This is a genomic window from Micromonospora sp. NPDC049230, from assembly GCF_040647875.1.
In the GTDB taxonomy this organism is placed as follows: domain Bacteria; phylum Actinomycetota; class Actinomycetes; order Mycobacteriales; family Micromonosporaceae; genus Micromonospora.
In genome coordinates, this window is record NZ_JBEZCZ010000007.1 from 205,616 (window position 1) to 226,771 (window position 21,156).

A 21,156-nucleotide genomic window follows, 5' to 3' on the forward strand; every position below is an offset into this window, starting at 1 on the left:
ACGCCGATGGCCCACCCGGCGGGCCGGGTGGGCCATCGATCTGGAGGAGGTGAGGAGAGTCGTGGAGCGTCAGCTCATGTGACGCTGGGCGATGACGAGGATTTCCTCGCGAACTGCCGGCGAGTTCGCCGAGCGCAGCGCGTGCTCGATGGCACGGGCGCGGCGGGTGGCGTCGCGGTGGTTGCGGATTCGCTCGATCATGCTCATTGGTGGGTCCCCCTAGCTATTCGGTTGTCAGCCCCTGATGCGTCTATTCAACAGCAGAACGCCGCCAACTTCCATCGATTATTAGGTGAGCTGGGACACCCGCCTAATAATCGAAGGTCAACAGGCCGTCTGGCCAACGCTTCCGTTGCCCAAACGACACGGCCGGTGTGCCGGGCGTTAACCCGTGGCACACCGGCCGTGGCTGGCGTCTCGAACGATCAGGTCCAGGCGAGCAGCGCCGCCTCCGGATCCGTGAGGAAGTCGCCGATGTCGCGCAGGAACTTCGAGCCCAACTCACCGTCGATGATCCGGTGGTCGAAGCTCAGCCCCAGGGTGGTGACCTGACGGACCTTGACCTTGCCCTTGTGCACCCAGGGCATCTCCCGTACCGCGCCGAAGGCCAAGATCGCGGACTCACCCGGCGGCAGGATCGGAGTGCCCGTGTCCACGCCGAACACGCCGACGTTGGTGATGGTCAGGGTGCCGCCGGACATGGCCGCCGGCGAGGTGCGCCCGGACTTCGCCGTCTGCACCAGGTCGGTGAGCGAGTCCGCCAACTCCCGCAGCGAGAGTCGGCCGGCGTCCTTGATGTTCGGCACGATCAGGCCCCGCTCGGTGGCCGCCGCGATGCCGAGGTTGACGTACTCCTTCACCACGATCTCGTCGCCGGCCCACGTCGAGTTGACCATCGGGTGACGCCGCACCGCCAGCAGCACCGCCTTCGCCACCAGCAGCAGCGGCGAGACCCGTACCTCGCGCCACTCCCGCCGGCCGCGCAGCCGGTCCAGTGCCTTCATCGCCCGGGTCACGTCGACGGTCAGGAACTCCGTCACGTGCGGGGCGGTGAACGCCGAGCGGGACATGTTCTCGGCGGTGAGCTTGCGGACCCCCTTGACCGGGATGCGCTGCTCCCGGTCCGCGCCGAAGCTGGGGGCCGTAGTCGCCGCGATCGGTTCCGCCACCGCGACGGTGCCGCTCACCGCCCGGTGTACGTCCTCCCGGGTGATCGAGCCCAGCGGCCCCGACCCGCTAACCGTGCCGAGATCAACCCCAAGATCCTTGGCAAGCTTACGCACCGGCGGCTTGGCCAACACGGCCCCGCCGCCCGCCCCGCCAGCCGCCCCGCCGCTCGCCCCGCCGCGTCGATCATGGACTTGTGGTGCCGGAATCATGGAGGTCGCGGCTGATTTGTCACCCACCACAACTCCATGATCGACCCCAGCGGGGGCGGCGGGAGCCGCCTCGGCCTGCGCGGGCAGCGCGCCCTTGCGGGGGCGGCGCTTCGCGGCTGTCGTCCGCGGGCCGTAGCCGACCAGCACCGCCGTCCGACCGCCCGGGGCGGCACCGCCGATCAGGCCCGGCTCCACCATGCCCTCGGCCGGTGCCAGCTCCACCGCCGCCAGCGAAGCCGCAGACGGGGTGGGCAGGTCGCCGCTGGGCGTGGCAGTGGTCGACTGCGCCTCCAGCGGGCCGGCGCCCGGGTCGGTGTCGATCGCGATGATCGGCGTACCGACCTCGACAGTGGTGCCCTCCGGGTGGTGGATCGCCTGCACCTGCCCGGCCCACTTCGCCGGGATCTCCACCGCCGCCTTGGCCGTCTCGACCTCGACGATCGGTTGGTTCAGCTCGATCGTGTCGCCGACCTTGACCAGCCAGGCCAGGATCTCGCCCTCGGTCAGCCCCTCGCCCAGGTCGGGCAGGTTGAACGTCTTGATCCGGGACATGGCGCTCACCAGCCGAAGGTGCGGTCGACGGCGTCGAGCACCCGGTCGAGATCGGGCAGGTATTCCTCTTCGACCCGGGCGGCCGGGTAGGGGGTGTCGAAACCGGTCACCCGCAGCACCGGCGACTCCAGGGAGTAGAAGCACTCCTCGGTGATCCGGGCGGCCAACTCGGCGCCGAGGCCGATGTTCGACGGCGCCTCGTGCACCACCACCGCACGGCCGGTGCGCTTCACCGACTCGTACGCCGCCGCCAGGTCCAGCGGGGAGAGCGAGCGCAGGTCGATGACCTCCAGTTCCCGGCCGTCCTCAGCGGCGGCCGTCGCCGCCTCCAGGCACGTCCGCACCATCGGCCCGTAGGCAAGCACCGTCACGTCCGTGCCGGGCCGCACCACGCGGGCCGAGTGCAGGGGGTACGCCTCGGACAGCGGCGCGTCCAGGTCGACCTGACCCTTCTCCCAGTAGCGCCGCTTGGGCTCCAGGAAGACGATCGGGTCGTCCGAGGCGACAGCCTGCTGGATCATCACGTACGCGTCCTGCGGGTTGGAGCAGGTCACCACCTTCAGGCCGGCCGTGTGCGCGAAGTACGCCTCGGGCGACTCGGAGTGGTGCTCGACCGCGCCGATGCCGCCGCCGTACGGGATGCGGATCACCATCGGGATGTTGAGCCTGCCGCCGGAGCGGTAGTGCATCTTCGCCACCTGCGACACGATCTGGTCGTACGCGGGGTAGACGAAGCCGTCGAACTGGATCTCGCAGATCGGCCGGTAGCCACGGATGGCGAGACCGACAGCGGTGCCGATGATGCCGGACTCGGCCAGCGGGGTGTCGATCACCCGCTGGTCGCCGAAGTCCTTCTGGAGCCCGTCGGTGATCCGGAAGACGCCGCCGAGCTTGCCGACGTCCTCGCCCATGATGATGACCTTGGAGTCGTTCTCCAGGGCGCGGCGCAGGCCGGTGTTGAGGGCCTTGCCGATGGTGAGCGTCTCCGTGGCCATCAGTGGGCGCTCCCCTCGAAGGACTCCATGTAGCGGCTGAACTGCGCACGTTGCTCGTCGAGCAGCGGGGAACCGTTCGGGTAGACGTTGTCGAACATCGTCACCGGCTCCGGGTCGGGCATGTCGAGCACCCGCTCGCGCAGGTGCACCGACTCGCGACGGGCCTGCTCGTCGACCTCGGCGAAGAAGGCCGCGTCGGCGATCTGCTGCTTCTCCAGGAAGGCCTTGACCCGGGTGATGGGGTCCTTGGCCTGCCACGCCTCGACCTCGCTGGCGATGCGGTAGCGGGTCGGGTCGTCGGAGGTGGTGTGCGCGCCCATCCGGTAGGTGTACGCCTCGATCAGGCTGGGGCCCTGCCCGTGGCGGGCGTTGTCCAGCGCCGTGCGGGTGACCGCGTACGAGGCCAGCACGTCGTTGCCGTCCACCCGTACGCCGGGGAAGCCGAAGCCGGCGGCCCGCTGGTAGAGCGGGACGCGGGTCTGCCGCTCCAGGGGCTCGGAGATCGCGTACTGGTTGTTCTGGCAGAAGAAGACAAGCGGGGCGTTGAACACGCTCGCCCAGACGAACGCCTCGTTCACGTCGCCCTGGCTGGTGGCCCCGTCGCCGAAGTAGGCGATCGCGGCCTCGCCGTCGTCGGTACCGGTCTTGCCGTCCATGGTGATGCCCATGGCGTAGCCGGTCGCGTGCAGGGTCTGCGCGCCGATGACGATCGTGTACATGTTGAACTTGAACTCGTTCGGGTCCCAACCGCCCTGGTCGACACCGCGGAACAGACCGAGCGGCATGATCGGGTCGATGCCCCGGCAGTAGAGGACGCCGTGCTCCCGGTAGGTCGGGAAGGCCATGTCCTGCGCCCGCAGCGCCCGCCCCGATCCGACCTGCGCGGCCTCCTGGCCGAGCAGGCTGGCCCAGAGGCCCAGCTCGCCCTGGCGCTGGAGCGCGGTCGCCTCGGCGTCCAGCTTGCGGACCAGCACCAGATCGCGGTAGAGGCCGCGGTACTCCTCGTCGGTGAAGTCGACGCGGTATTCGGTGCCGTCCGGCCCGGTGACGCTGTCGATCCGCTCGCCGTCGGGGGTGAGCAGCTGCACCAGCTCGGGGTCGCCGGCCGTGCCCTTCTTGGAGCGGGGTGCCGCCCGCCTGCCGCGGGTGGTGCCCCCGGGGTCGCCCTTTGCCATCGGTCTCTCCCTGTCGTGTCTGCGTCGGCACCGGGGGTAACCCGGCCACGCAACTCGTGCGCCTGCCCGGCTTCTGCCGGACCGGTTCCTGGCGGCCGCGCCTAGCCCCGGTGGGGGTTGCCGCACGGCGTGAGCCGGGTTCTGGCCGAACCCGGATCGGGAGCGCCGGCGCCGGGCCGCGCCTGCCGCGAGGGTGCGCGGAGGTCACGGCTGCGTTGCCGTCGTGCTCCATATTCGCAGAGCAGGTGAGCGCGCCCACAGTACGCCCGCCCCGGATTCCGACAGCCCACCCTTTGGCGTCCTTTGTCGCCATCATGCCGGCCCGCGTTGCACAGGCGATCCGGCGATGATTCGTCACCGTTCGGACAGCATCGCGTGTCGACACGCGGTGGAGGCTGGCTAACGGAGGGTGACTGGTCCAGGCTGATTCCCGCGGGATCGCGCCTATCAGGTCATATGCCGGCTTTGGGGCTGCCGGCGTCCATCCATGTCCTCCGACGGCCGACGACAAGGGGTGTGTGGTGAACGAGCCAGGTGATGGTCCCGGCACACCAGCACTCGGCCGGCATCGGTCGACCGGTGGCTACCGGCGGGTGGTCGGTGTCCACCGCGCCCCCGGCGCGGGCGGCGCCACCCGGGGTTACCTGCTCACCGTCGCCCTGCTGGCCGGCACCGCGTCGATGCCCATCCTCGCCGCGATCAGCGCGGGCTCGGCCACCCCGGGCAGCACCGCGCTGCCGGACAGCAGCGCCCCGTTCATCACGACCCCGTCGGTCGGGCCGGTGGTGATCCCGCTGCCGATGACCAGCCAGCCGGCGCTCCCGCCACCCGGCACACCAAGCGTCGGGCCGACAAGTGGCTGGCTGCCCCCGTCTCCGCGGCGTACCTCGGAAGAGCCTCCATCGGAGCCGAACCGCCCGGGCCGGGTGGCGACCTACCCGCCGCCACCGCCGAAGCCCACCCGTGGCACCTGGCCGGCCATGCCCCCACCCGGCCCCCCGGACCCGGACCCGGACGACCCTGGCCCGACATATCCGGACCCGACGGACCCCGATCCGACCGACCCGGACCCCACGGACCCGGACCCGACCGACCCGGACCCGGACCCGACCGACCCGGACCCGGACCCGACCGACCCGGACCCGACACCGACCTCGACCATGGAGCCGACGCCCACGTTGGAGCCGACGCCCACGTTGGACCCCACGCCGACGCCCGTGCCCACGCTGACGGATGCCCCGACGGCGACCGCCGTGCCGACCAGGGCGCCGTCCGCGCCGGTCAACACCCCCGGGCCACCCGCCACCCCTGCCGCACCGACAAGCCAGCCCGGCCCAGCGGTCCCGTCGCCTCCGGCCGTTCCCTCGACGCCCGCCGACGGCCGGCCCGCACTGGCCTGACCGACGCACCCCACGATGGTCGCTCCCTGCGCCCGCCCGCCCGCACTGACCTGACCGACGCAGCCCACGCTGGTCGCTCCCCCCGCGCCCGCCGCACTGGTCTGACCGACGCACCCTGCCCGTCACCCGGTGCCCGCCCGCCCCACTGCCGGCCCGCAGTGGCCTGACCGACGCACCCTGCCCGTCACCCGGTGCCCGCCCGCCTCACGGCCGGCCCGCAGTGGCCTGACCGACGCACCCCACGGTGCCCGCGACGGTACGGTGACGATCAGGCGTGGCTGACCCGGTTCCGACGGTGGGCACGTACCGGAGGGGGTGGCGTGGGCGGCGGTGCGAAACTGCGCCCGGTCATCGCCCGGCCCGGCCCGGGGCTGCGGGTCGCCCGGCTGGTCACCGAGGTGAGCGCGCCGGCCGTGCTGGTGTCGCTGTTGATCGTCACAGTGAGCTGGCACAGTGCGCGCCGTCCGGGCCAGGGGCTCATCTGGGGTCTGCTCGCCACGCTCTTCGTCATCGGCATTCCGTTCGCCTACGTCGTCGGCGGGGTACGCCGTGGCCGGTTCACCGACCACCACGTCGGCCGTCGGGAGCAGCGCCGTGCGCCGCTGCTTGTCGGCCTCGCCTCGGTGACCGCGGGGCTCGCCCTGCTCGTCGTGCTCGGTGCGCCCCGCGCGGTGCTGGCGCTGGCCGTGGCCGGGCTGGTCGGCCTCGTGGTCGCCGTGTCGGTGAGCCACTGGTGGAAGATGTCGATCCACTCGGCGGTGGCCGCCGGCGCACTTGTCATCCTGATGCTGACCTTCGGGACCCGGCTGGTCGTCGCCGCACCGCTGCTGGTGTTGGTCGGCTGGTCCCGGGTGCGGCTGCGGGATCACACTGTGGCGCAGGTGCTCGCCGGCGGTGTGCTCGGTGCGTTGATCGCCGCGGTGGTCTTCGGCGCGCTGCGCTGACCCGCGATCTGCTCCCGACCGAGGCCCGCCGCCGCCAGGGTCGACGAGAGCCGGGGCGGACGGGAGCCGGGGCGGACGACACGTCGCCCGCCCCGGGTGGAGCGTCAGGCGCCGTCGTCGGCGAGGCGGTGCCGGTTGGCCTCGATCCAGGCGTCCAGAGCGGCCGGGTCGTCCGGGTCCACCCCGTCGGCCATCAGCTGCGCCACCGCGGCGGTCGCCGGGCTGCGCCGCTCACCAGTCGAGTAGAGGCGGGCGAACTCCGGCACCATCTCCTCGATCGCCTCGTCGGTACGCGTCGCCGCCGCCTCGGGCAGCCCGCGCTGGCGGGACGCGTACCGGGCCCAGGCGCGCAGCACCCGGGGCAGCATCGCCGCGTCGTCCATGTCCAGCACGGCGCGGCGGTGCACCCAGTCGAGCAGGAACAGCCCGGACACCGCCGGGCTCCAGCGCATCGGGTCGCCGTCCGGGAAGCTCGCCGAATGGTCCAGCACCAGGCTCAGGCAGAAGTGCAGGGAGGCCAACTCCGCGCCGTCGACGGTGTCCAGCCCGAAGCGGGCGGCCTCCGGCGCGGCGAGGAACCGCCGGACCAGATCGGTGCGCTCGGCCGCGGAAAGCGGCTCGACCTCCGCCGGGCCGGTCGGGTCGGCGGCGGTGGGCAGCAACGCCAGCCGGGCACCGACAAGCGCCCGGTCGGTCGCCAGGGAACCCTCGCCGGGCAGCTCGCCGAGGTCGTCGGTCACCGCGAGGTGGCGGGCCACCTCGCCCCGGAGCCGGGCCGGATTTTCGGTACGGAACCAGGTCAACTCGTCGTCGGCGCACATCTGTCGGACCTGGTCCAGGATCCGTTCCGCCGGCCCACCGACGAAGATGTCCTTGGTGATCCCGATGTTGTGGTCCACCAGGGCCACCAGCGCGTGCTCGTCGCCACCGGAGGCGTCGTCGTACGCGAAGGTGGCGAGGTAGGAGGTCTGGTCGCCGTACACGTCGCCGTACGCCCAGGTGCCGGTGAGGTGCACCCGGCCGAGCTGCCCGGACCAGGCGGGCGCCTGACTGCCCGGACGGACCCGCTCGGTGCCCTCGGCATCCGGGACGAGCGCGGCGAAGACCTGTCGGATGGTGGTGGCCGCCGCGATCCGGCGGCGCGCGGTGGCGGCGAGGAACCCGGTGACGAACTCCCGTACGGCGGTGTCGCGGTCGGTTTCCGCGATGGCGTAGACACTGCCCAGCAGCGCGCTGCCGAGCATCTCGGCGTCGAGGGCGGACTCCAGCTTGGTCACGTCGCGTGCGGCGTGCAGCACCGCGTCGTAGGGGGTCTCAGGCGTGGCCATGCTCCGACCCTACGCCGCCCGGAGCCGATGCAGAGCGGTAGCGAGCCGGGTGAGGCGTCAGCGGCTGGCGGCGTCCCGCAGCGCGTCGCGTGCCTGCGCGTACGAGTCGAGCACTGTCCGTACCGGCGTCAGCACGTACTCCTCGCCGACCAGTGCCACCTTCGCGGTCAGCCGCTGCTCGGCGCGGGCCCGAGCGCGTCGAGCCGCCCACCGCACCACCGGCCGGGTCAGCGCCGCCACCAGCAGCCCGGCCAGCAGGCCGCCGAGCAGCAGCAGTGTGGGCAGCGGCACCTGGCCGACCATCGGGTTGTCCAGCGCCGGCAGGCCGAGTGCGCGCAGCGCGTACCCGAGGAGCAACCAGCCGAGCCCGACCACGGCGGCGAGGGTGACCAGCCACTGCACGCCGCCGACGACCCGCCACCACAGCGGTCGGCGGCCCAGGCCGAGGTCGGTGCCGGCGATAGTGCGGTCCAGGGCGTCCGGCAGGTCGCCCAGGCGGGACCGGGCGGCCGAGGTCACCGCGCCGGGCCAGGCGGCGGGCAGGTCGGCGGCGGCCCGGTCGGCGACCGCGCGGATCGCGAGGCCCAGCGCCGAGCGTTGGGCGGCCGATGGTTCCGGGACCGAGGTGGCCGCGACCAGACTCTCCGCCGGGTCGGCCCGGTCGCCGGTCGGGCCGGGCAGGTGCAGCCGGCGCAGCGGGTCGGGTCGCAACCGCCGCCAGCCCCGGACCACGGGCCAGCCGGTGGCCGCGCCGGCCCGATGCCGGTACGCCTGCTCCACCGCCTCGGTGACCGCTGGCACACCTGCCGCGCCGGCCAACGCCCGGTTGAGCCCGTCGAGCGCCGAGCTGTCCGGCTTACCCGCCGGGCGGGCCGAGCCGACCAGTTCGTCCAACCCGGCGACGACAGTGTCGACGTCACCGGCGAGCCGGCGCAGCGCGGCCTGCCGCTCGGCGACCGTACGCTCCAGCGCCCCGCGCAGCCCCACCATGCCGGGCGGGTCGATGGCGGTGGTCGCCAGCAGCGGCACACCGGTCAGCCCGTCCGTGTCGAGCAGGCGGCGCAGATCGTCCAGGACCCGGGGCACCTCGGCCGGGGACAGCCGGTCGGCCTGGTTGAGCACGACGAGTGTGACGTCCCGATGCCTGTGGAACTCGCGCAGATAGCTGTCGTGGATGACCCGGTCGGCGTACTTCTGCGGGTCGACGACCCAGACCACCTGGTCGACCAGGCCGAGGAGCCGGTCCACCTCCAGGCGGTGGGATCGCTGCACCGAGTCGAAGTCGGGCAGGTCGAGCAGGATCAGCCCGTGCAGTGCCGTCTCGTCGTCCGCGTCCAGGGCGCTCTCCCGTACGAAGCGGTGCCGGGGCAGCACGCCGATCCAGTCGAGCAGACGGGTGGCACCCTCCAGCGGCCCCCACACGCACGCGTGGGTGACGCCGGTGGTCGGCCGGCGTACCCCCACCGGCGAGAGTTCCAACTGGGCCAACGCGTTGAAGAGGCTGGACTTGCCACTGCCGGTGGCGCCGGCCAGCGCGACCACAGTGTGGTCCCGGGACAGCGCCAGCCGGGTGCCGGCCCGCTCGACCAGGGTGTGCGCGGGCACCAGCTCGGCGTCGGGCAGCAGGCCGTCCACCGCGGTCAGGAAGCGGCGTACCGCGTCCAGGCGGTTGACCAGCGCGTCGGCGTCGACCCGCTGGTCACCGCGGAACGCCTCGCGTACCCGACCGGTGATGTTGGTCACCGGTAACCCTCCTCGTGGCCCGACGGCTGGGTGTCGCCGCCAGCGGACAGGCCGCTGCGGTGCCGGGCCAGCTCGACCCGACCGGCGGCCCGGCGCAGCCCGTCACCGGCGTCCGCGGCGGGGCGGGCGTCGGCGGTGCGGCTGAGGAATCGGGCGGCCTCCGCGTCGAGCAGCGTCCGCACCCGGGCCAGCAGGTCGGTGCGGGCCTTGGCAGCGAGGGTACGCACCGCCTGGTCGCCGAAGATCGCCTGGAGCACTGCCTGCGCGGCGACGGTGGTGCCGGCCCCGGTGGCCAACTCCAGCCCGGTCGGGATGAACGCGGTGGAGGCGAAGACGGCGATCATCACGGCCAACCCGGTGGCGTTGACCGCGTACGCGGCGGTGCGGGCCACGAACCGCTTGTCGCCGCCCTCGACCCGGACCAGCTCCAGCACCCCGCGCTGCCAGTCCCGGACCATCCGTTCGGCGCGCTCCGGGAGGTCGTCGCTCGGGTGGGCGAGCGCCGGATCGAGCAGTCCGGAGCCCGCCGGGTGCGCCTTCCACCCCGTGTACGCGGATTCGGCTGCCTCCGAGGACACCCCGCGCAGCAGCGTGACCAGCTGCGACTCGATGGCGTTGCGCAGCTCGACGGAGGGTGCCGGGCGACCGGTGACAGCGGCGACGACCCGGTCGCGGAGGCGACCGATCCGTGCCTCCAGAGTGCGGAAGAACTCCCCGGTGCCGACGAACTCCTGCCAGCGGGCGAGCACCTCACCCCGGAGCAGTCGGCCGTCCTGGAGCCCCTGCTCGACGGTGCGCTCGGCACCCCGGTACGCGGCCCGGACCCGTTCGTTCAGCTCGGCGGCGGCGGTGACCTGCGCGTCGGCGGCGTTGGCCAGCTCCTCGACGGTGGGGTGGAGGGCGGCCAGCGCACCGTCCAGGGTCTGGCGGACCACTGCCGAGCGGGCTTCCGCGTCGCCGGCGAGTCGGGCGAACCAGTCGGCCAGCGCCGCGGTCACGCCCTCGGGCAGCAGCCCCTGACCGTCGACCCAGGTCTCCGGCAACACGAACAGCGGCGCCCGGCCGAGATCCTGTTCGGCGAGCATCTCGGCCAGGTGCGCGGAGATCTCGTCGGTGGCCTCGGCGGGCACCCGGTCCAGCACCATGGCGATCACCGCGCCGCGCGCCCGGGCGCTGCGCAGCAGCTCCCACGGCACCGCGTCGGCGTACCGGGCGGCGGTGGTGACGAAGAGCCAGAGGTCGGCGGCGGCGAGCAGTTGGGTGGCGAGCGCCCGGTTGGCGTCGACCACCGAGTCGATGTCGGGGGCGTCGAGGAAGGCCAGCCCGGCGGGCAGGGCCGGCGCGGTGACGAGGTGCAGGGCGCGCGGATCGTCGCTCGGCTCGGTGGTGCGGGTCAGGCCGGGCAGCAGGTCACCCTGCCGAAACCACGCCGCGTCGGACGGGTTGCACACCAGCACCGGGGAGCGGGTGGTCGGCCGGAGCACGCCGGCGGCGCTGACCCGGGCCTTGACCAGGCTGTTGACAAGCGTCGACTTGCCCGCGCCGGTGGAGCCGCCGACCACCACGAGCAGTGGGGCGTCCAGCCGGGCGAGCCGGGGCAGCAGGTAGTCGTCGAGCTGGTCGGTGAGGGCGGTGGCGGTGTGCCGGGCGGAGCCGGCGGAGGGCAGTGCGAGGGGAAACCGGGTCGCACCTATCGCCTCCCGGAGGCCCGACAGGGCGCCGGGGAGGCTGTCGTCCCCGGTGGTGGCGGGCGGCTCCTCCGCGGTGTCCGGCGGGCCGGTGCGGGCTGCGACGGCGGGCGCGCCGGAACGGGTGGCGGAATCGCCGTGCGTCGTCACCGCTAAAGCGTGCCCGACCGATGCAAGGGAAGACAACCGGACGGTAGTAATGGCTGAGTTGCGTCGGGTTGACTCAACCCGACTTGACGATTCGCCAACGCGTGGCACTATTGAGCCAAGTTCACTCAACTTGTGGTGGGGCCCGCTGCGGGTGGTGCTCGCCAGCAGCCGCGGGCGATGCCCGTCACCTGCACAACCTTACGAAGCGAGGAAGCGAAGATGGCACGTGCGGTCGGTATCGACCTCGGCACGACGAACTCCTGCGTCAGCGTTCTCGAGGGCGGTGAGCCCACCGTCATCGCCAACGCTGAGGGATCGCGGACGACTCCGTCGATCGTCGCGTTCGCCCGCAACGGCGAGGTGCTCGTCGGCGAGGTGGCCAAGCGCCAGGCAGTGACCAACCCGGACCGGACGATCCGGTCGGTCAAGCGCGAGGTCGGCACGAACTGGTCCGTCGACATCGACGGCAAGAAGTACACCCCGCAGGAGATCTCGGCCCGGACGCTGATGAAGCTCAAGCGGGACGCGGAGGCGTACCTGGGCGAGCAGATCACCGACGCGGTGATCACCGTCCCGGCCTACTTCAACGACAGCCAGCGCCAGGCCACCAAGGAGGCCGGTGAGATCGCCGGCTTCAACGTGCTGCGGATCGTCAACGAGCCGACCGCGGCCGCCCTGGCGTACGGGCTGGACAAGGGCTCCAAGGAGCAGACCGTCCTGGTCTTCGACCTCGGCGGCGGCACCTTCGACGTGTCGTTGCTGGAGCTGGCCGAGGGCGTCATCGAGGTCAAGTCGACGAGTGGTGACAACCACCTCGGTGGCGACGACTGGGACCAGCGGATCATCGACCACCTGGTCAAGACGTTCCGTGGTGAGCACGGGATCGACCTCGGTCAGGACAAGATGGCCCTCCAGCGCCTCCGTGAGGCCGCCGAGAAGGCCAAGATCGAGCTGTCCGCCGCCACCACCACCAACATCAACCTGCCGTACATCACCGCTGGCGCGGCCGGCCCGCTGCACCTCGACGTGACGCTGAGCCGCGCCGAGTTCCAGCGGATGACGCAGGATCTGCTGGACCGCTGCAAGGGCCCGTTCGAGCAGGCCGTGAAGGACGCCGGGATCAAGATCTCCGACGTCGAGCACGTCATCCTGGTCGGCGGTTCGACCCGGATGCCCGCCGTGACCGACCTGGTCAAGCAGCTCACCGGTCGCGACCCCAACAAGGGCGTCAACCCGGACGAGGTCGTCGCCGTCGGCGCCGCCCTCCAGGCCGGTGTGCTCAAGGGTGAGGTCAAGGACGTCCTGCTGCTCGACGTGACCCCGCTGAGCCTGGGCATCGAGACCAAGGGCGGCATCTTCACCAAGCTGATCGAGCGCAACACCACAATCCCGACCAAGCGCTCCGAGGTCTTCACCACTGCGGACGACAACCAGCCGTCGGTGCTGATCCAGGTGTTCCAGGGTGAGCGGGAGATCGCGGCCTACAACAAGAAGCTCGGCACCTTCGAGCTGACCGGCCTCCCGCCGGCGCCGCGCGGTGTGCCGCAGATCGAGGTCGCCTTCGACATCGACGCCAACGGCATCGTCAACGTGCACGCCAAGGACCTGGGCACCGGCAAGGAACAGAAGATGACGATCACCGGCGGCTCGTCGCTGCCGAAGGACGACATCGAGCGGATGCGCCGGGACGCCGAGGAGCACGCGGAGGAGGACAAGCGCCGTCGCGACGACGCCGAGGCTCGCAACGTGGCCGAGGCGCTTCAGTGGCAGACCGAGAAGTTCCTCGCCGAGAGCGGCGACAAGCTGCCCGGTGAAAACCGGGAGCAGCTCAACGAGGCCCTCGGTGAGCTGCGGGGCGCCCTCGGCGGTCAGGACATCGAGAAGATCAAGTCCGCGCACGAGAAGCTGGCGAAGGTCTCCCAGGAGGCCGGTTCGCTGCTCTACTCGCAGGAGGCCGAGCAGGGCCAGCAGCCGGGCGGCGAGCCCGGCCCGGGTGCGGCCGGCGCGACAGGTGCGACAGGCGCGCAGGCCGGTGCGGCCGACGACGTGGTCGACGCGGAGATCGTGGACGAGGACGGCAAGAAGTGACGGTCGGCTTCCGACACGTATCCACGGCGAAGGGGATGAGGTAGCCGCATGACGCAGAAGCCACGAGCCGCCGACCCGGGCGACACCGGGTCGACGCCGGGTGGCTCCGCGCCCACGGAGCCGACCACCGGCGACGGGGAGCGGGTCGTCATCCGCAACAAGCGCAAGTTCGTCGACACGGCGGAGCCGGAGGGCACCGCCGCCGACGCGGAGACCGGTGTGCCGGCCGAGGGCCTGGTCGAGGACGCCGAGGTAGTTGTCGACGAGATCGAGGTAGAGGTCAACTCCACCGACGGACCGGAGCCCTCCGGTCCACCGGTGGTGGACGCCCCGGCACAGCCTGTCGACGGCGCCGGCACTGGCACGTCGCTCGGTGCCGAGCTGGAGGCGCTCCGGGCCGAGTTGGACGAGCGCACCAGGGACCTACAGCGGGTGTCGGCGGAGTACGCCAACTACCGCAAGCGGGTCGACCGCGACCGCAACCTGGTGCAGGAACAGGCGACCGGCTCGGTGCTGGCCGCACTGCTGCCGATCCTCGACGACCTGGACCGGGCTCGGGAGCACGGCGACCTGGTCGGACCGTTCGGCACGGTGGCGGAACAACTCACCACCGCACTGGGCAAGTTCGGCCTGAACGCCTTCGGCGAGCAGGGCGACGCGTTCGACCCGACCCGCCACGAGGCGGTCGCGCACCAGACCTCGGCCGAGGTCAGCGAGCCGACCTGCGTCCAGGTGATGCGGCGCGGCTACCAGCTCGGTGAGCGGCTGCTGCGCCCCGCGCTGGTCGCGGTCGCGGACCCGGAATAGTGCGAGACAGTGACCGGGCCGTCCCGCCCACCGCACAACGGTGGGCGGGACGGCCGGGCCGCGACTGTCGAAAGGGGGTGGACCGGTGAGTTCCAAGGACTGGATCGAGAAGGACTTCTACGCCGTGCTCGGCGTGGACAAGGCCGCCTCCGCGGACGACATCAAGAAGGCGTACCGCAAGGTGGCCCGGGAGTCGCACCCGGACCACAACCCGGGCGACGCCAAGGCGGAGGAGCGTTTCAAGGCCGCGTCCGAGGCGTACAACGTGCTGTCGGACTCCGGCCGCCGCCGCGAGTACGACGAGATGCGCTCGCTGTTCGGCTCGGGCGCGTTCCGGCGTAACGCCCGTGGCGAGGGTCAGCCGGGCGGCATGCCGTTCGACGTCTCCGACATGTTCGGTGGCGGAGGCGGCGACCGCCGCTTCGGAGGCGCCGGCTTCCAGGACCTGTTCAGTTCGATCTTCACCGGCGGTCAGGGCGGTGGGCAGGCGGCACCGCGCGGTCCGGCCCGCGGCCGGGACGTGGAGACCGAGGTGGCACTGGACTTCGGCGACGCGGTGCGCGGGGTGACGCTGCCCCTGACACTGCGCGCGCCCGGGGTCTGCGACACCTGCCACGGCAACGGGGCCAAGCCCGGCACGCAGCCGCGTACCTGCCCGGTCTGCCACGGTGCCGGCGTGACCACCCGCAACCAGGGCTCGTTCAGCTTCTCCGAGCCGTGCCGCAACTGCCAGGGCGTCGGCACCGTGGTCGAGGAGAAGTGCCCCGAGTGCCACGGCAGCGGCGGTGTCACCAAGACCCGCACCATGAATGTGCGCTTCCCGGCCGGCGTGGCCGACGGCCAGCGCATCCGGCTGGCCGGGCGCGGTGAGCCGGGCGAGCGCGGCGGCCCGGCCGGCGACCTGTTCGTACACGTCAAGGTTCGACCGGACGAGCTGTTCGGGCGTACCGGTGACGACCTGACGTTGAGCGTGCCTGTCACCTTCGCGGAGGCCGTGCTCGGCACGGACCTGCGGGTGCCTACGCTCGACGGCGCGGTGACCCTGCGGGTTCCGCCGGGGACGCCGAGCGGGCGGGTGCTGCGCGCCCGCGGCAAGGGTGTGGTCCGCCGCGACGGACAGGCCGGTGACCTGCTTGTCACGTTGGACGTGGTGGTGCCGGCCCGGTTGTCCGACGAGGCGCGCGCGGCGCTGGAGGCGTTCGCCGAGCAGAGCCCGCCGGCGGCCCGGGAACATCTCGACGCGCGGGTGCGTCGGGTCAGCTAGTCCGGTGGAAGGGACGCGGAGGTGAGCGGCATGTCGGGCGAGTTCCTCGGTTCGGGTGACCCTGCCTACGAGGCCAAGGTGCTGATGATCTCGGTTGCGGCGCGGATGGCGGGGATGCATCCGCAGACCCTGCGCCAGTACGACCGACTGGGGCTGGTGCAGCCTGGCCGGGCCGCTGGCGGCGGGCGCCGGTACAGCGTCCGCGACGTGGTGCTGCTGCGCGAGGTGCAGCGGCTCAGCCAGGACGACGGGATCAATCTGGCCGGCGTCAAGCGGATCATCGGGCTGGAGCGACTGCTGGAGCAGGCGCAGCAGCGGGTGGCCCGACTGGAGGCGGAGCTGGACGCCGCGTACCGGCGGGTGGCCGAGCTGGAGTCACTCGCCCGCTTCCCGGGGCGGGACCTGGTGCCGACAAATCGCACGTCCACAGCGCTTGTGGTGTGGCGACCCCGCCGTACTCCCGATCGTTGACCTGGCCCCCCACCCGGACCCGACTCCTCGGCCCGGACCACACCGGATTCCCCGGCGCGGTCCGGGCCGCTTCGGTTAGCCTGTGAATACGGGTCCAATCGGCTATTTCGGGCCTGCCGACATGGCGAGGGGGAGCGATGGCGGAACCGGCGAAGAAGGTGGCTGCGCAGACGGAGGACCGGCTGGAAAGCCTGGCCGAAACCGTCCGCAAGAAGTTCGACAAGGTGACCGAGGGGACCTATCGGGACCGGGTCGTCGGCGGTCGGTTCGCCGAGCGGGGCGACGACAAGAGTCGACCCGAACCCGAACCCAAGCAGGACTGACCGGCGACCGACGTGCGGGCCGGGACCCACGGGGGGTCCCGGCCCGTTCGCGGTGCTGAGTGCGGGCCGGGACGCGGGTGTCGCCACGGCGGGGGTCCCGGCCCGTTCGCGGTTACCGAATGCGGGCCGTAGTTCAGCCGAGGCGGCGGTTCTCGCGGACCAGGCCGCCCTCGCACCAGTCCCGGTAGACGAAGAGATCCGGTCGGGCCAGCAGCACCCGCCCGTTGTGCGCCCAGATCTTCATCAGCTCGTCGCCGTCGCGTTCGGCCTGCTCGACGAGCTTGCGGAAGCGGCGCTTGGGGTGGGCGCGGAAGTTCGTCCGGATGCCGTCGGCCGCGTAGATGTAGAGGCAGTGCAGGGCGAAACGCCGGGCCGGGCAGGTCGGGTCCATCGCCAACTCGAAGAGTGTCAGCACCAGTCGGTCGCCGGAGACCAACAGGTCCCAGTCTGGTGGCATCGAAGCCAACGGCACCGAATCAGGCTTGTACGCCCAAGCTCGCAACTCCGCCGGACTCGGATCGACGGGGTTGGCGAAGCCGCGGAACGTCGACTCCTGCACGCTCACCGGCCAACCTTCCACGCTCTCGCCCGCGTTTGGCAACGCTGCCTACGGACCTTGGCTGCTGGGGCGAAACGGTAACCCGCCGTCGGGTGCTGCGGTAGTACCCGCGAGGAGCAATTCCGCAACCGTTGGCACGGGCGGGTTTACTGCACTGGGCCGACGACCGGGGTCCGCTCCCGCCGCTGGGCCGCCGCGCGGTTACGCAGCCACCGCTTGAACCACGGGAAATCTGGCAGCCGGGCGAGGATCGGCCCGGTCACCACGGTGATCAGGACGTACGTCGCGGCCAGCGCCGCCAACCCCGGCTCGACACTCCCGGCGGCCACCGCGAGCCCGGCGATGACGATGGAGAACTCACCCCGGGGTACGAGTGCCAGGCCGGCCCGCCATCGACCAGGCTCCGCGATGCCGACCCGGCGGGCCGCGAGGTAACCGGTGAGCGTCTTGGTCGCCATCGTGACCACGGCCAACGCGAGCGCCGGCAGCAGCACCGGCGGAATGTCCCGTGGGTCGGTGACCAGGCCGAAGAACACGAAGAACACGGCGGCGAACAGGTCCCGCAGCGGGGAGAGCAACTCGGTCGCGTGGTGCGCCACCGGACCGGAGAGCGCGATGCCGACCAGGAACGCGCCGACCGCCGCCGACACCTGGAGCTTCGCCGCGAGACCGGCGATCAGCAGGGTCAGACCGAGTACGCCGAGCAGCAGCGCCTCCGGATCCTTCGCCGACAGGGCAGAGGAGATGAGGTGGCCGTAGCGGATGGCGACGACAAGCACGAGCAGTACGGTGCCCACCGCGACGGCGAGGGCGATGCCGCCGCCGAGCAGGCCGGTGCCGGCCAGGACGGCGGTGACAAGCGGCAGGTAGAGCGCCATCGCCAGGTCCTCGATCACCAGGACCGAGAGGATCACCGGGGTTTCCCGGTTACCGAGTCGTCCCAGGTCGGCGAGAACCTTGGCGATCACCCCGGAGGAGGAGACCCAGGTGATGCCGCCGAGCACCAGGGCGGCCACCCAGTCCCAGCCGAGCAGCAGGGCGAACGCCGCGCCGGGCAGCGCGTTGAACAGGCCGTCGATCAACCCGGCCGGGGCCGCCGAGCGAAGGTTGCCGACAAGTTCGTTGGCCGAGTATTCGAGGCCGAGCATCACCAGCAGCAGGATGACGCCGATCTCGGCGCCAACGGCGAAGAACTCCTCGCTGGCGGCGAGCGGAAGCAGCCCACCGTGCCCGAACGCGAGCCCGGCCAGCAGGTAGAGAGGGATGGGTGAGAGGCCCACCCGGCGGCTGAGCCGGCCGAGGACACCGAGCAACAGCAGCAGCGCGCCGACCTCGACGAGCAGTGTGGTGGAGTCGTGCATCCGCCTCAGCCGTCCGGGTCACTGTCGGCGAGGATGGCGGACACGCCGTCGAGACCCCTGCGGGTCCCGACAACGACCACCACATCGCCGGCCGCGAAGCGGAAGGAGGGGAGTGGCGAGACGATCACTTCGCCTTCGCGCAGCACCGCCACGATGGAGGCGCTGGTGCGGGTACGCGCCTTGGTGTCGGCGAGCTTCCGGTTGACGTACGGCGAGCCGGCCGTGATGGCGATCTGCTCGGTGAGCAGACCGGCGGCCTGCTCACGCAGCCCGGAGAGCTGGCCGAGCATCAGCGACGCGCCGAGGATGTCGGCCAGAGCCTCAGCCTCGTCGTCGGTCAGTGGGATGTCCGCCTGGCAGGAGTCGGGATCGTCGGGGTCGTACAGGACGAGATCACGACGGCCATTGCGGTGGGAGACAACGCCCAGGCGGCGTCCGGACTCCGTCACCAGATCGTGACGTACCCCGATCCCGGGTAGGGCGGTCTGCTCGACACGTACTCGCACGCGCCAAGGCTACCGCTTGGTGAACAAACCGCAGATCTTGGAAGGACAGCGCTCCTCCGTGGAGCTCGCCGCGAGAGATCTTGGAAGAAATGCGCCCCTCCAGGGGCAGTTTCCTTCCAAGATCTACTGCTTCTCGGCCACGAACACACCGACACCTTCCAGCGTCTCGGTCAGCCCGGTCGCGGGATCTCCCTCTCCGACGAGGACGACCAAGGGGTACGGCACTGGGTCTTCTGCGACCGACGGCTGGACGGCGGCCGTCGCTGTGTGCTCCGCGCCGACCATGAAACCCCGTGCACAGCCCGCCTGCCCCGGCGAATCCGCCCATAAGAATCGTGGAGGGCTGTTCCTAACGGTGATCGACTCGGCTTTCAGGATGTCGCGGCGCCCAAGCGGTCCGAATACCCCGATTTTCTGAAAGCCGAGTGGATCAAGCGCGCCAGGGTCAGGACCAGGGTCGGGCCATGCCGGGCGAGGGCGAGGGCCGGGGCTGGGACGCGTCGGCGCCCGCCCCCGGTGCGGCGGGGGCGGGCGCCCAGGCCACGCGATGGTCAGCGGAGGCTGACGAAGAACTCGCGGATGTCGCTGACCAGGACATCGGTGGCCTGGTGGGCGGCGTAGTGACCGCCGACGTCACCGCGGCCCTCGACGTCCGTCTGGTACGCCGTCCACCGGACGATGTTCGCGTGGTCCCGCTCGGCGAAGCGGCGGATGGACTGGAAGTCGCCGGGGAACATGGCCAGCGCGGTCGGCGCGGTGGTCGGCTCGGTCGGCTGCTGGTCGGCGTGGGCGTCCTCCCAGTAGAGCCGGATCGCCGAGGCGGCAGTGCCGGTGAACCAGTAGAGGGCCACGTTGGCCAGGACGAAGTCCGCGTCCAGGCTCTCGTCGAACAGTTGCGCGTTCCAGGCGAGCAGCCCGATCGGGGAGTCGGCCAGCGCGTACGCCAGGGTCTGCGGCTGCTGGCTGTGCACCTGGTTGAAGGAGAACTTGTTCTCGTAGAACCACTGGAGGTGCGCGAGCGCCGCCTGGTCCGCCTCGGACAGGTCGGCGAACTCGGCCGGGTCGCCGGAGGGGAACGAGAAGAGCTGGGTGACGTGCACGCCGAGGACGTGTTCCGGATCGATCCGGCCCAGCTCCGGCGCGACCATCGAGCCGGCGTCGTTGCCGACCGCGCCGTAGCTGGCGTACCCCAGGCGGTTCATCAGCTCGGCCCAGGCGCGGGCGGTGCGGAAGCGGTTCCAGCCGGCGCTGCGGGTGGGCCCGGAGAACCCGAAGCCGGGCAGCGACGGGATGACCAGGTGGAAGGCCGGCGCGGCCGGGTCGCTGGGCTCGGTGAGCGGGGCGATCACGTCCAGGTATTCCAGGACCGAGCCGGGCCAGCCGTGGGTGAGCACCAGGGCGGTGGCGTCCGGGCGGGAGGACCGGACGTGCAGGAAGTGGATCTGCTCGCCGTCGATCTCGGTGACGAACTGGGGGTGGGCGTTCAGCCGGGCCTCGACGGCCCGCCAGTCGAACCCGTCGCGCCAGCGGTCGGCGAGAGCCCGCACGCGATCGGCGCTCATCCCGTAGGTGTCGCCGGCACCGGGCGCCTCGGCGGGCCAGCTGGTGCGGGCCAGGCGGGCGGCCAGGTCGTCGAGGGCGGTCTGCGGGATCTCGACGCGGAAGGGGCGGATCGCGGTGCCGGTCATCTCGGAACTCCTTCGGAACGGAATGTTTCGTTCTGCAATCACAGTAGCAGAGCGGAACGATCCGTTCCACTGTTAGGCTGAGGGCATGTCAACGACTTCCGGCAGGACGCTGGGCGGTCGCCGCGCCCAGGCCGCCCGCAACGACGAGGTGATCCTCGAAGCCGCCCGCGCGGTCTTCCTCGACGACCCGAAGGCGCCGATCGCCGCCGTCGCCGAACGCGCCGGCGTCGGCATCAGCGCCCTCTACCGGCGGTACGCGGGCAAGGAGGACCTGTTGCGTCAGCTCTGCCATGACGGGTTGCGCCGGTACGTGGCCGAGGCCGAGTCGGCCCTCGCCGAGCCGGACGACTGGGCCGCGTTCACGGGGTTCCTGACCCGGGTGGTCGACGCCGACGTGCACTCGCTCACCGTCCATCTGGCCGGCACCTTCACGCCGACCGAGGAGATGGGGCGGGACGCGATGCGCGCCGGCGAGCTGGCCACCGCCCTGTTCGAGCGGGCCCGCGCCAGCGGGCGGTTGCGCCCCGACGCGGTCGTACACGATCTGGGGTTGCTGTTGGAGTCGTGTGCGGCGGTGCGCGTACCGGATGCGGAGCGGACCGGGCAGTTGCGCCGCCGCCAGCTCGCGGTGCTGCTGGCGGGCCTCTCGGTGCCGGGCGCGGACCCGCTGCCTGGGCCGCCGCCGGCGGCCGGTGAGTTCGACTGGCGGTGGCGTCCTCGGGAGTGATGGGCGTC

At 71.8% G+C, this 21,156-nt stretch carries 19 protein-coding genes; 8 read left to right on the forward strand and 11 right to left on the reverse strand.

All coding sequences use genetic code 11. The features are described from left to right. Positions 1–69: 69 nt before the first annotated feature. The 4 genes from AB0A95_RS09385 to pdhA form a co-directional block, all read right to left on the reverse strand. Positions 70–207, reverse strand: a complete 138-nt coding sequence (locus AB0A95_RS09385; protein WP_165435866.1) for a hypothetical protein — start codon at positions 205–207, stop codon at positions 70–72. 218 nt (positions 208–425) lie between these two features. Further along, complete coding sequence (locus tag AB0A95_RS09390) at positions 426–1,931, reverse strand: dihydrolipoamide acetyltransferase family protein (protein WP_357555197.1); 1,506 nt, start codon at positions 1,929–1,931, stop codon at positions 426–428. Between the two features lie 5 nt (positions 1,932–1,936). Next, positions 1,937–2,926, reverse strand: coding sequence for an alpha-ketoacid dehydrogenase subunit beta (locus tag AB0A95_RS09395; RefSeq protein WP_357555114.1), 990 nt, complete (start codon positions 2,924–2,926; stop codon positions 1,937–1,939). Then, positions 2,926–4,101 (reverse strand): pyruvate dehydrogenase (acetyl-transferring) E1 component subunit alpha, encoded by a 1,176-nt coding sequence (gene pdhA, locus AB0A95_RS09400; protein ID WP_357555115.1) that lies wholly within the window; start codon positions 4,099–4,101, stop codon positions 2,926–2,928. The genes AB0A95_RS09395 and pdhA overlap by 1 nt, the downstream gene beginning before the upstream one ends. Before the next feature lie 521 nt (positions 4,102–4,622). Between pdhA and AB0A95_RS09405 the strand changes: the two genes are divergently transcribed. Further along, complete coding sequence (locus tag AB0A95_RS09405; protein ID WP_357555116.1) at positions 4,623–5,501, forward strand: hypothetical protein; 879 nt, start codon at positions 4,623–4,625, stop codon at positions 5,499–5,501. A gap of 320 nt (positions 5,502–5,821) precedes the next feature. Beyond that, entirely contained in the window at positions 5,822–6,445 is a 624-nt protein-coding gene (locus AB0A95_RS09410) for a phosphoesterase PA-phosphatase (protein ID WP_357555117.1), read from the forward strand. A gap of 104 nt (positions 6,446–6,549) precedes the next feature. On the opposite strand, the gene AB0A95_RS09415 is transcribed toward AB0A95_RS09410, so the two are convergent. Genes AB0A95_RS09415 through AB0A95_RS09425 form a run of 3 tightly spaced genes read right to left on the reverse strand, consistent with a single transcriptional unit; the run spans position 6,550 to position 11,354 of the window. Continuing rightward, positions 6,550–7,773 carry a hypothetical protein gene (locus tag AB0A95_RS09415; protein WP_357555118.1) on the reverse strand — a complete coding sequence of 408 codons (1,224 nt, stop codon included), beginning with the start codon at positions 7,771–7,773 and terminating at the stop codon, positions 6,550–6,552. Between the two features lie 57 nt (positions 7,774–7,830). Beyond that, positions 7,831–9,516: a GTPase gene (locus AB0A95_RS09420; RefSeq protein WP_357555119.1), complete on the reverse strand. Its 1,686-nt coding sequence runs from the start codon at positions 9,514–9,516 to the stop codon at positions 7,831–7,833. Next, positions 9,513–11,354 carry an ABC transporter gene (locus AB0A95_RS09425; protein ID WP_357555120.1) on the reverse strand — a complete coding sequence of 614 codons (1,842 nt, stop codon included), beginning with the start codon at positions 11,352–11,354 and terminating at the stop codon, positions 9,513–9,515. Before AB0A95_RS09425 ends, AB0A95_RS09420 begins: the two co-directional genes overlap by 4 nt. A gap of 219 nt (positions 11,355–11,573) precedes the next feature. Here AB0A95_RS09425 and dnaK point away from each other — a divergent pair, with 219 nt between their 5' ends. From dnaK to AB0A95_RS09450, 5 genes are all read left to right on the forward strand, one after another. Next, entirely contained in the window at positions 11,574–13,442 is a 1,869-nt protein-coding gene (dnaK, locus tag AB0A95_RS09430) for a molecular chaperone DnaK (RefSeq protein WP_357555121.1), read from the forward strand. Positions 13,443–13,490: 48 nt separating this feature from the next. Then, the gene (grpE, locus tag AB0A95_RS09435; RefSeq protein ID WP_357555122.1) at positions 13,491–14,249 is read left to right on the forward strand and encodes a nucleotide exchange factor GrpE; all 759 of its coding nucleotides are present in this window, start codon (positions 13,491–13,493) and stop codon (positions 14,247–14,249) included. An 85-nt stretch (positions 14,250–14,334) separates the two neighbouring features. Beyond that, the gene (gene dnaJ, locus AB0A95_RS09440; protein ID WP_357555123.1) at positions 14,335–15,513 is read left to right on the forward strand and encodes a molecular chaperone DnaJ; all 1,179 of its coding nucleotides are present in this window, start codon (positions 14,335–14,337) and stop codon (positions 15,511–15,513) included. A 30-nt stretch (positions 15,514–15,543) separates the two neighbouring features. Further along, entirely contained in the window at positions 15,544–15,984 is a 441-nt protein-coding gene (locus tag AB0A95_RS09445; RefSeq protein ID WP_030332087.1) for a helix-turn-helix transcriptional regulator, read from the forward strand. 137 nt (positions 15,985–16,121) lie between these two features. After that, a complete protein-coding gene (locus tag AB0A95_RS09450; RefSeq protein WP_357555124.1) occupies positions 16,122–16,307 on the forward strand; it encodes a hypothetical protein in 186 nt (61 codons plus the stop codon). 133 nt (positions 16,308–16,440) lie between these two features. Here AB0A95_RS09450 and AB0A95_RS09455 read toward each other — a convergent pair whose 3' ends face one another. From AB0A95_RS09455 to AB0A95_RS09470, 4 genes are all read right to left on the reverse strand, one after another. After that, positions 16,441–16,872 carry a hypothetical protein gene (locus AB0A95_RS09455; protein WP_357555125.1) on the reverse strand — a complete coding sequence of 144 codons (432 nt, stop codon included), beginning with the start codon at positions 16,870–16,872 and terminating at the stop codon, positions 16,441–16,443. 140 nt (positions 16,873–17,012) lie between these two features. Next, positions 17,013–18,227, reverse strand: coding sequence for a cation:proton antiporter (locus tag AB0A95_RS09460; RefSeq protein WP_357555126.1), 1,215 nt, complete (start codon positions 18,225–18,227; stop codon positions 17,013–17,015). Between the two features lie 5 nt (positions 18,228–18,232). Then, positions 18,233–18,733 (reverse strand): TrkA C-terminal domain-containing protein, encoded by a 501-nt coding sequence (locus tag AB0A95_RS09465; protein ID WP_357066486.1) that lies wholly within the window; start codon positions 18,731–18,733, stop codon positions 18,233–18,235. 551 nt (positions 18,734–19,284) lie between these two features. Beyond that, positions 19,285–20,421: an epoxide hydrolase gene (locus AB0A95_RS09470; RefSeq protein WP_357555127.1), complete on the reverse strand. Its 1,137-nt coding sequence runs from the start codon at positions 20,419–20,421 to the stop codon at positions 19,285–19,287. Positions 20,422–20,506: 85 nt separating this feature from the next. Between AB0A95_RS09470 and AB0A95_RS09475 the strand changes: the two genes are divergently transcribed. Then, the gene (locus AB0A95_RS09475; protein WP_357555128.1) at positions 20,507–21,148 is read left to right on the forward strand and encodes a helix-turn-helix domain-containing protein; all 642 of its coding nucleotides are present in this window, start codon (positions 20,507–20,509) and stop codon (positions 21,146–21,148) included. Positions 21,149–21,156: the final 8 nt, after the last annotated feature.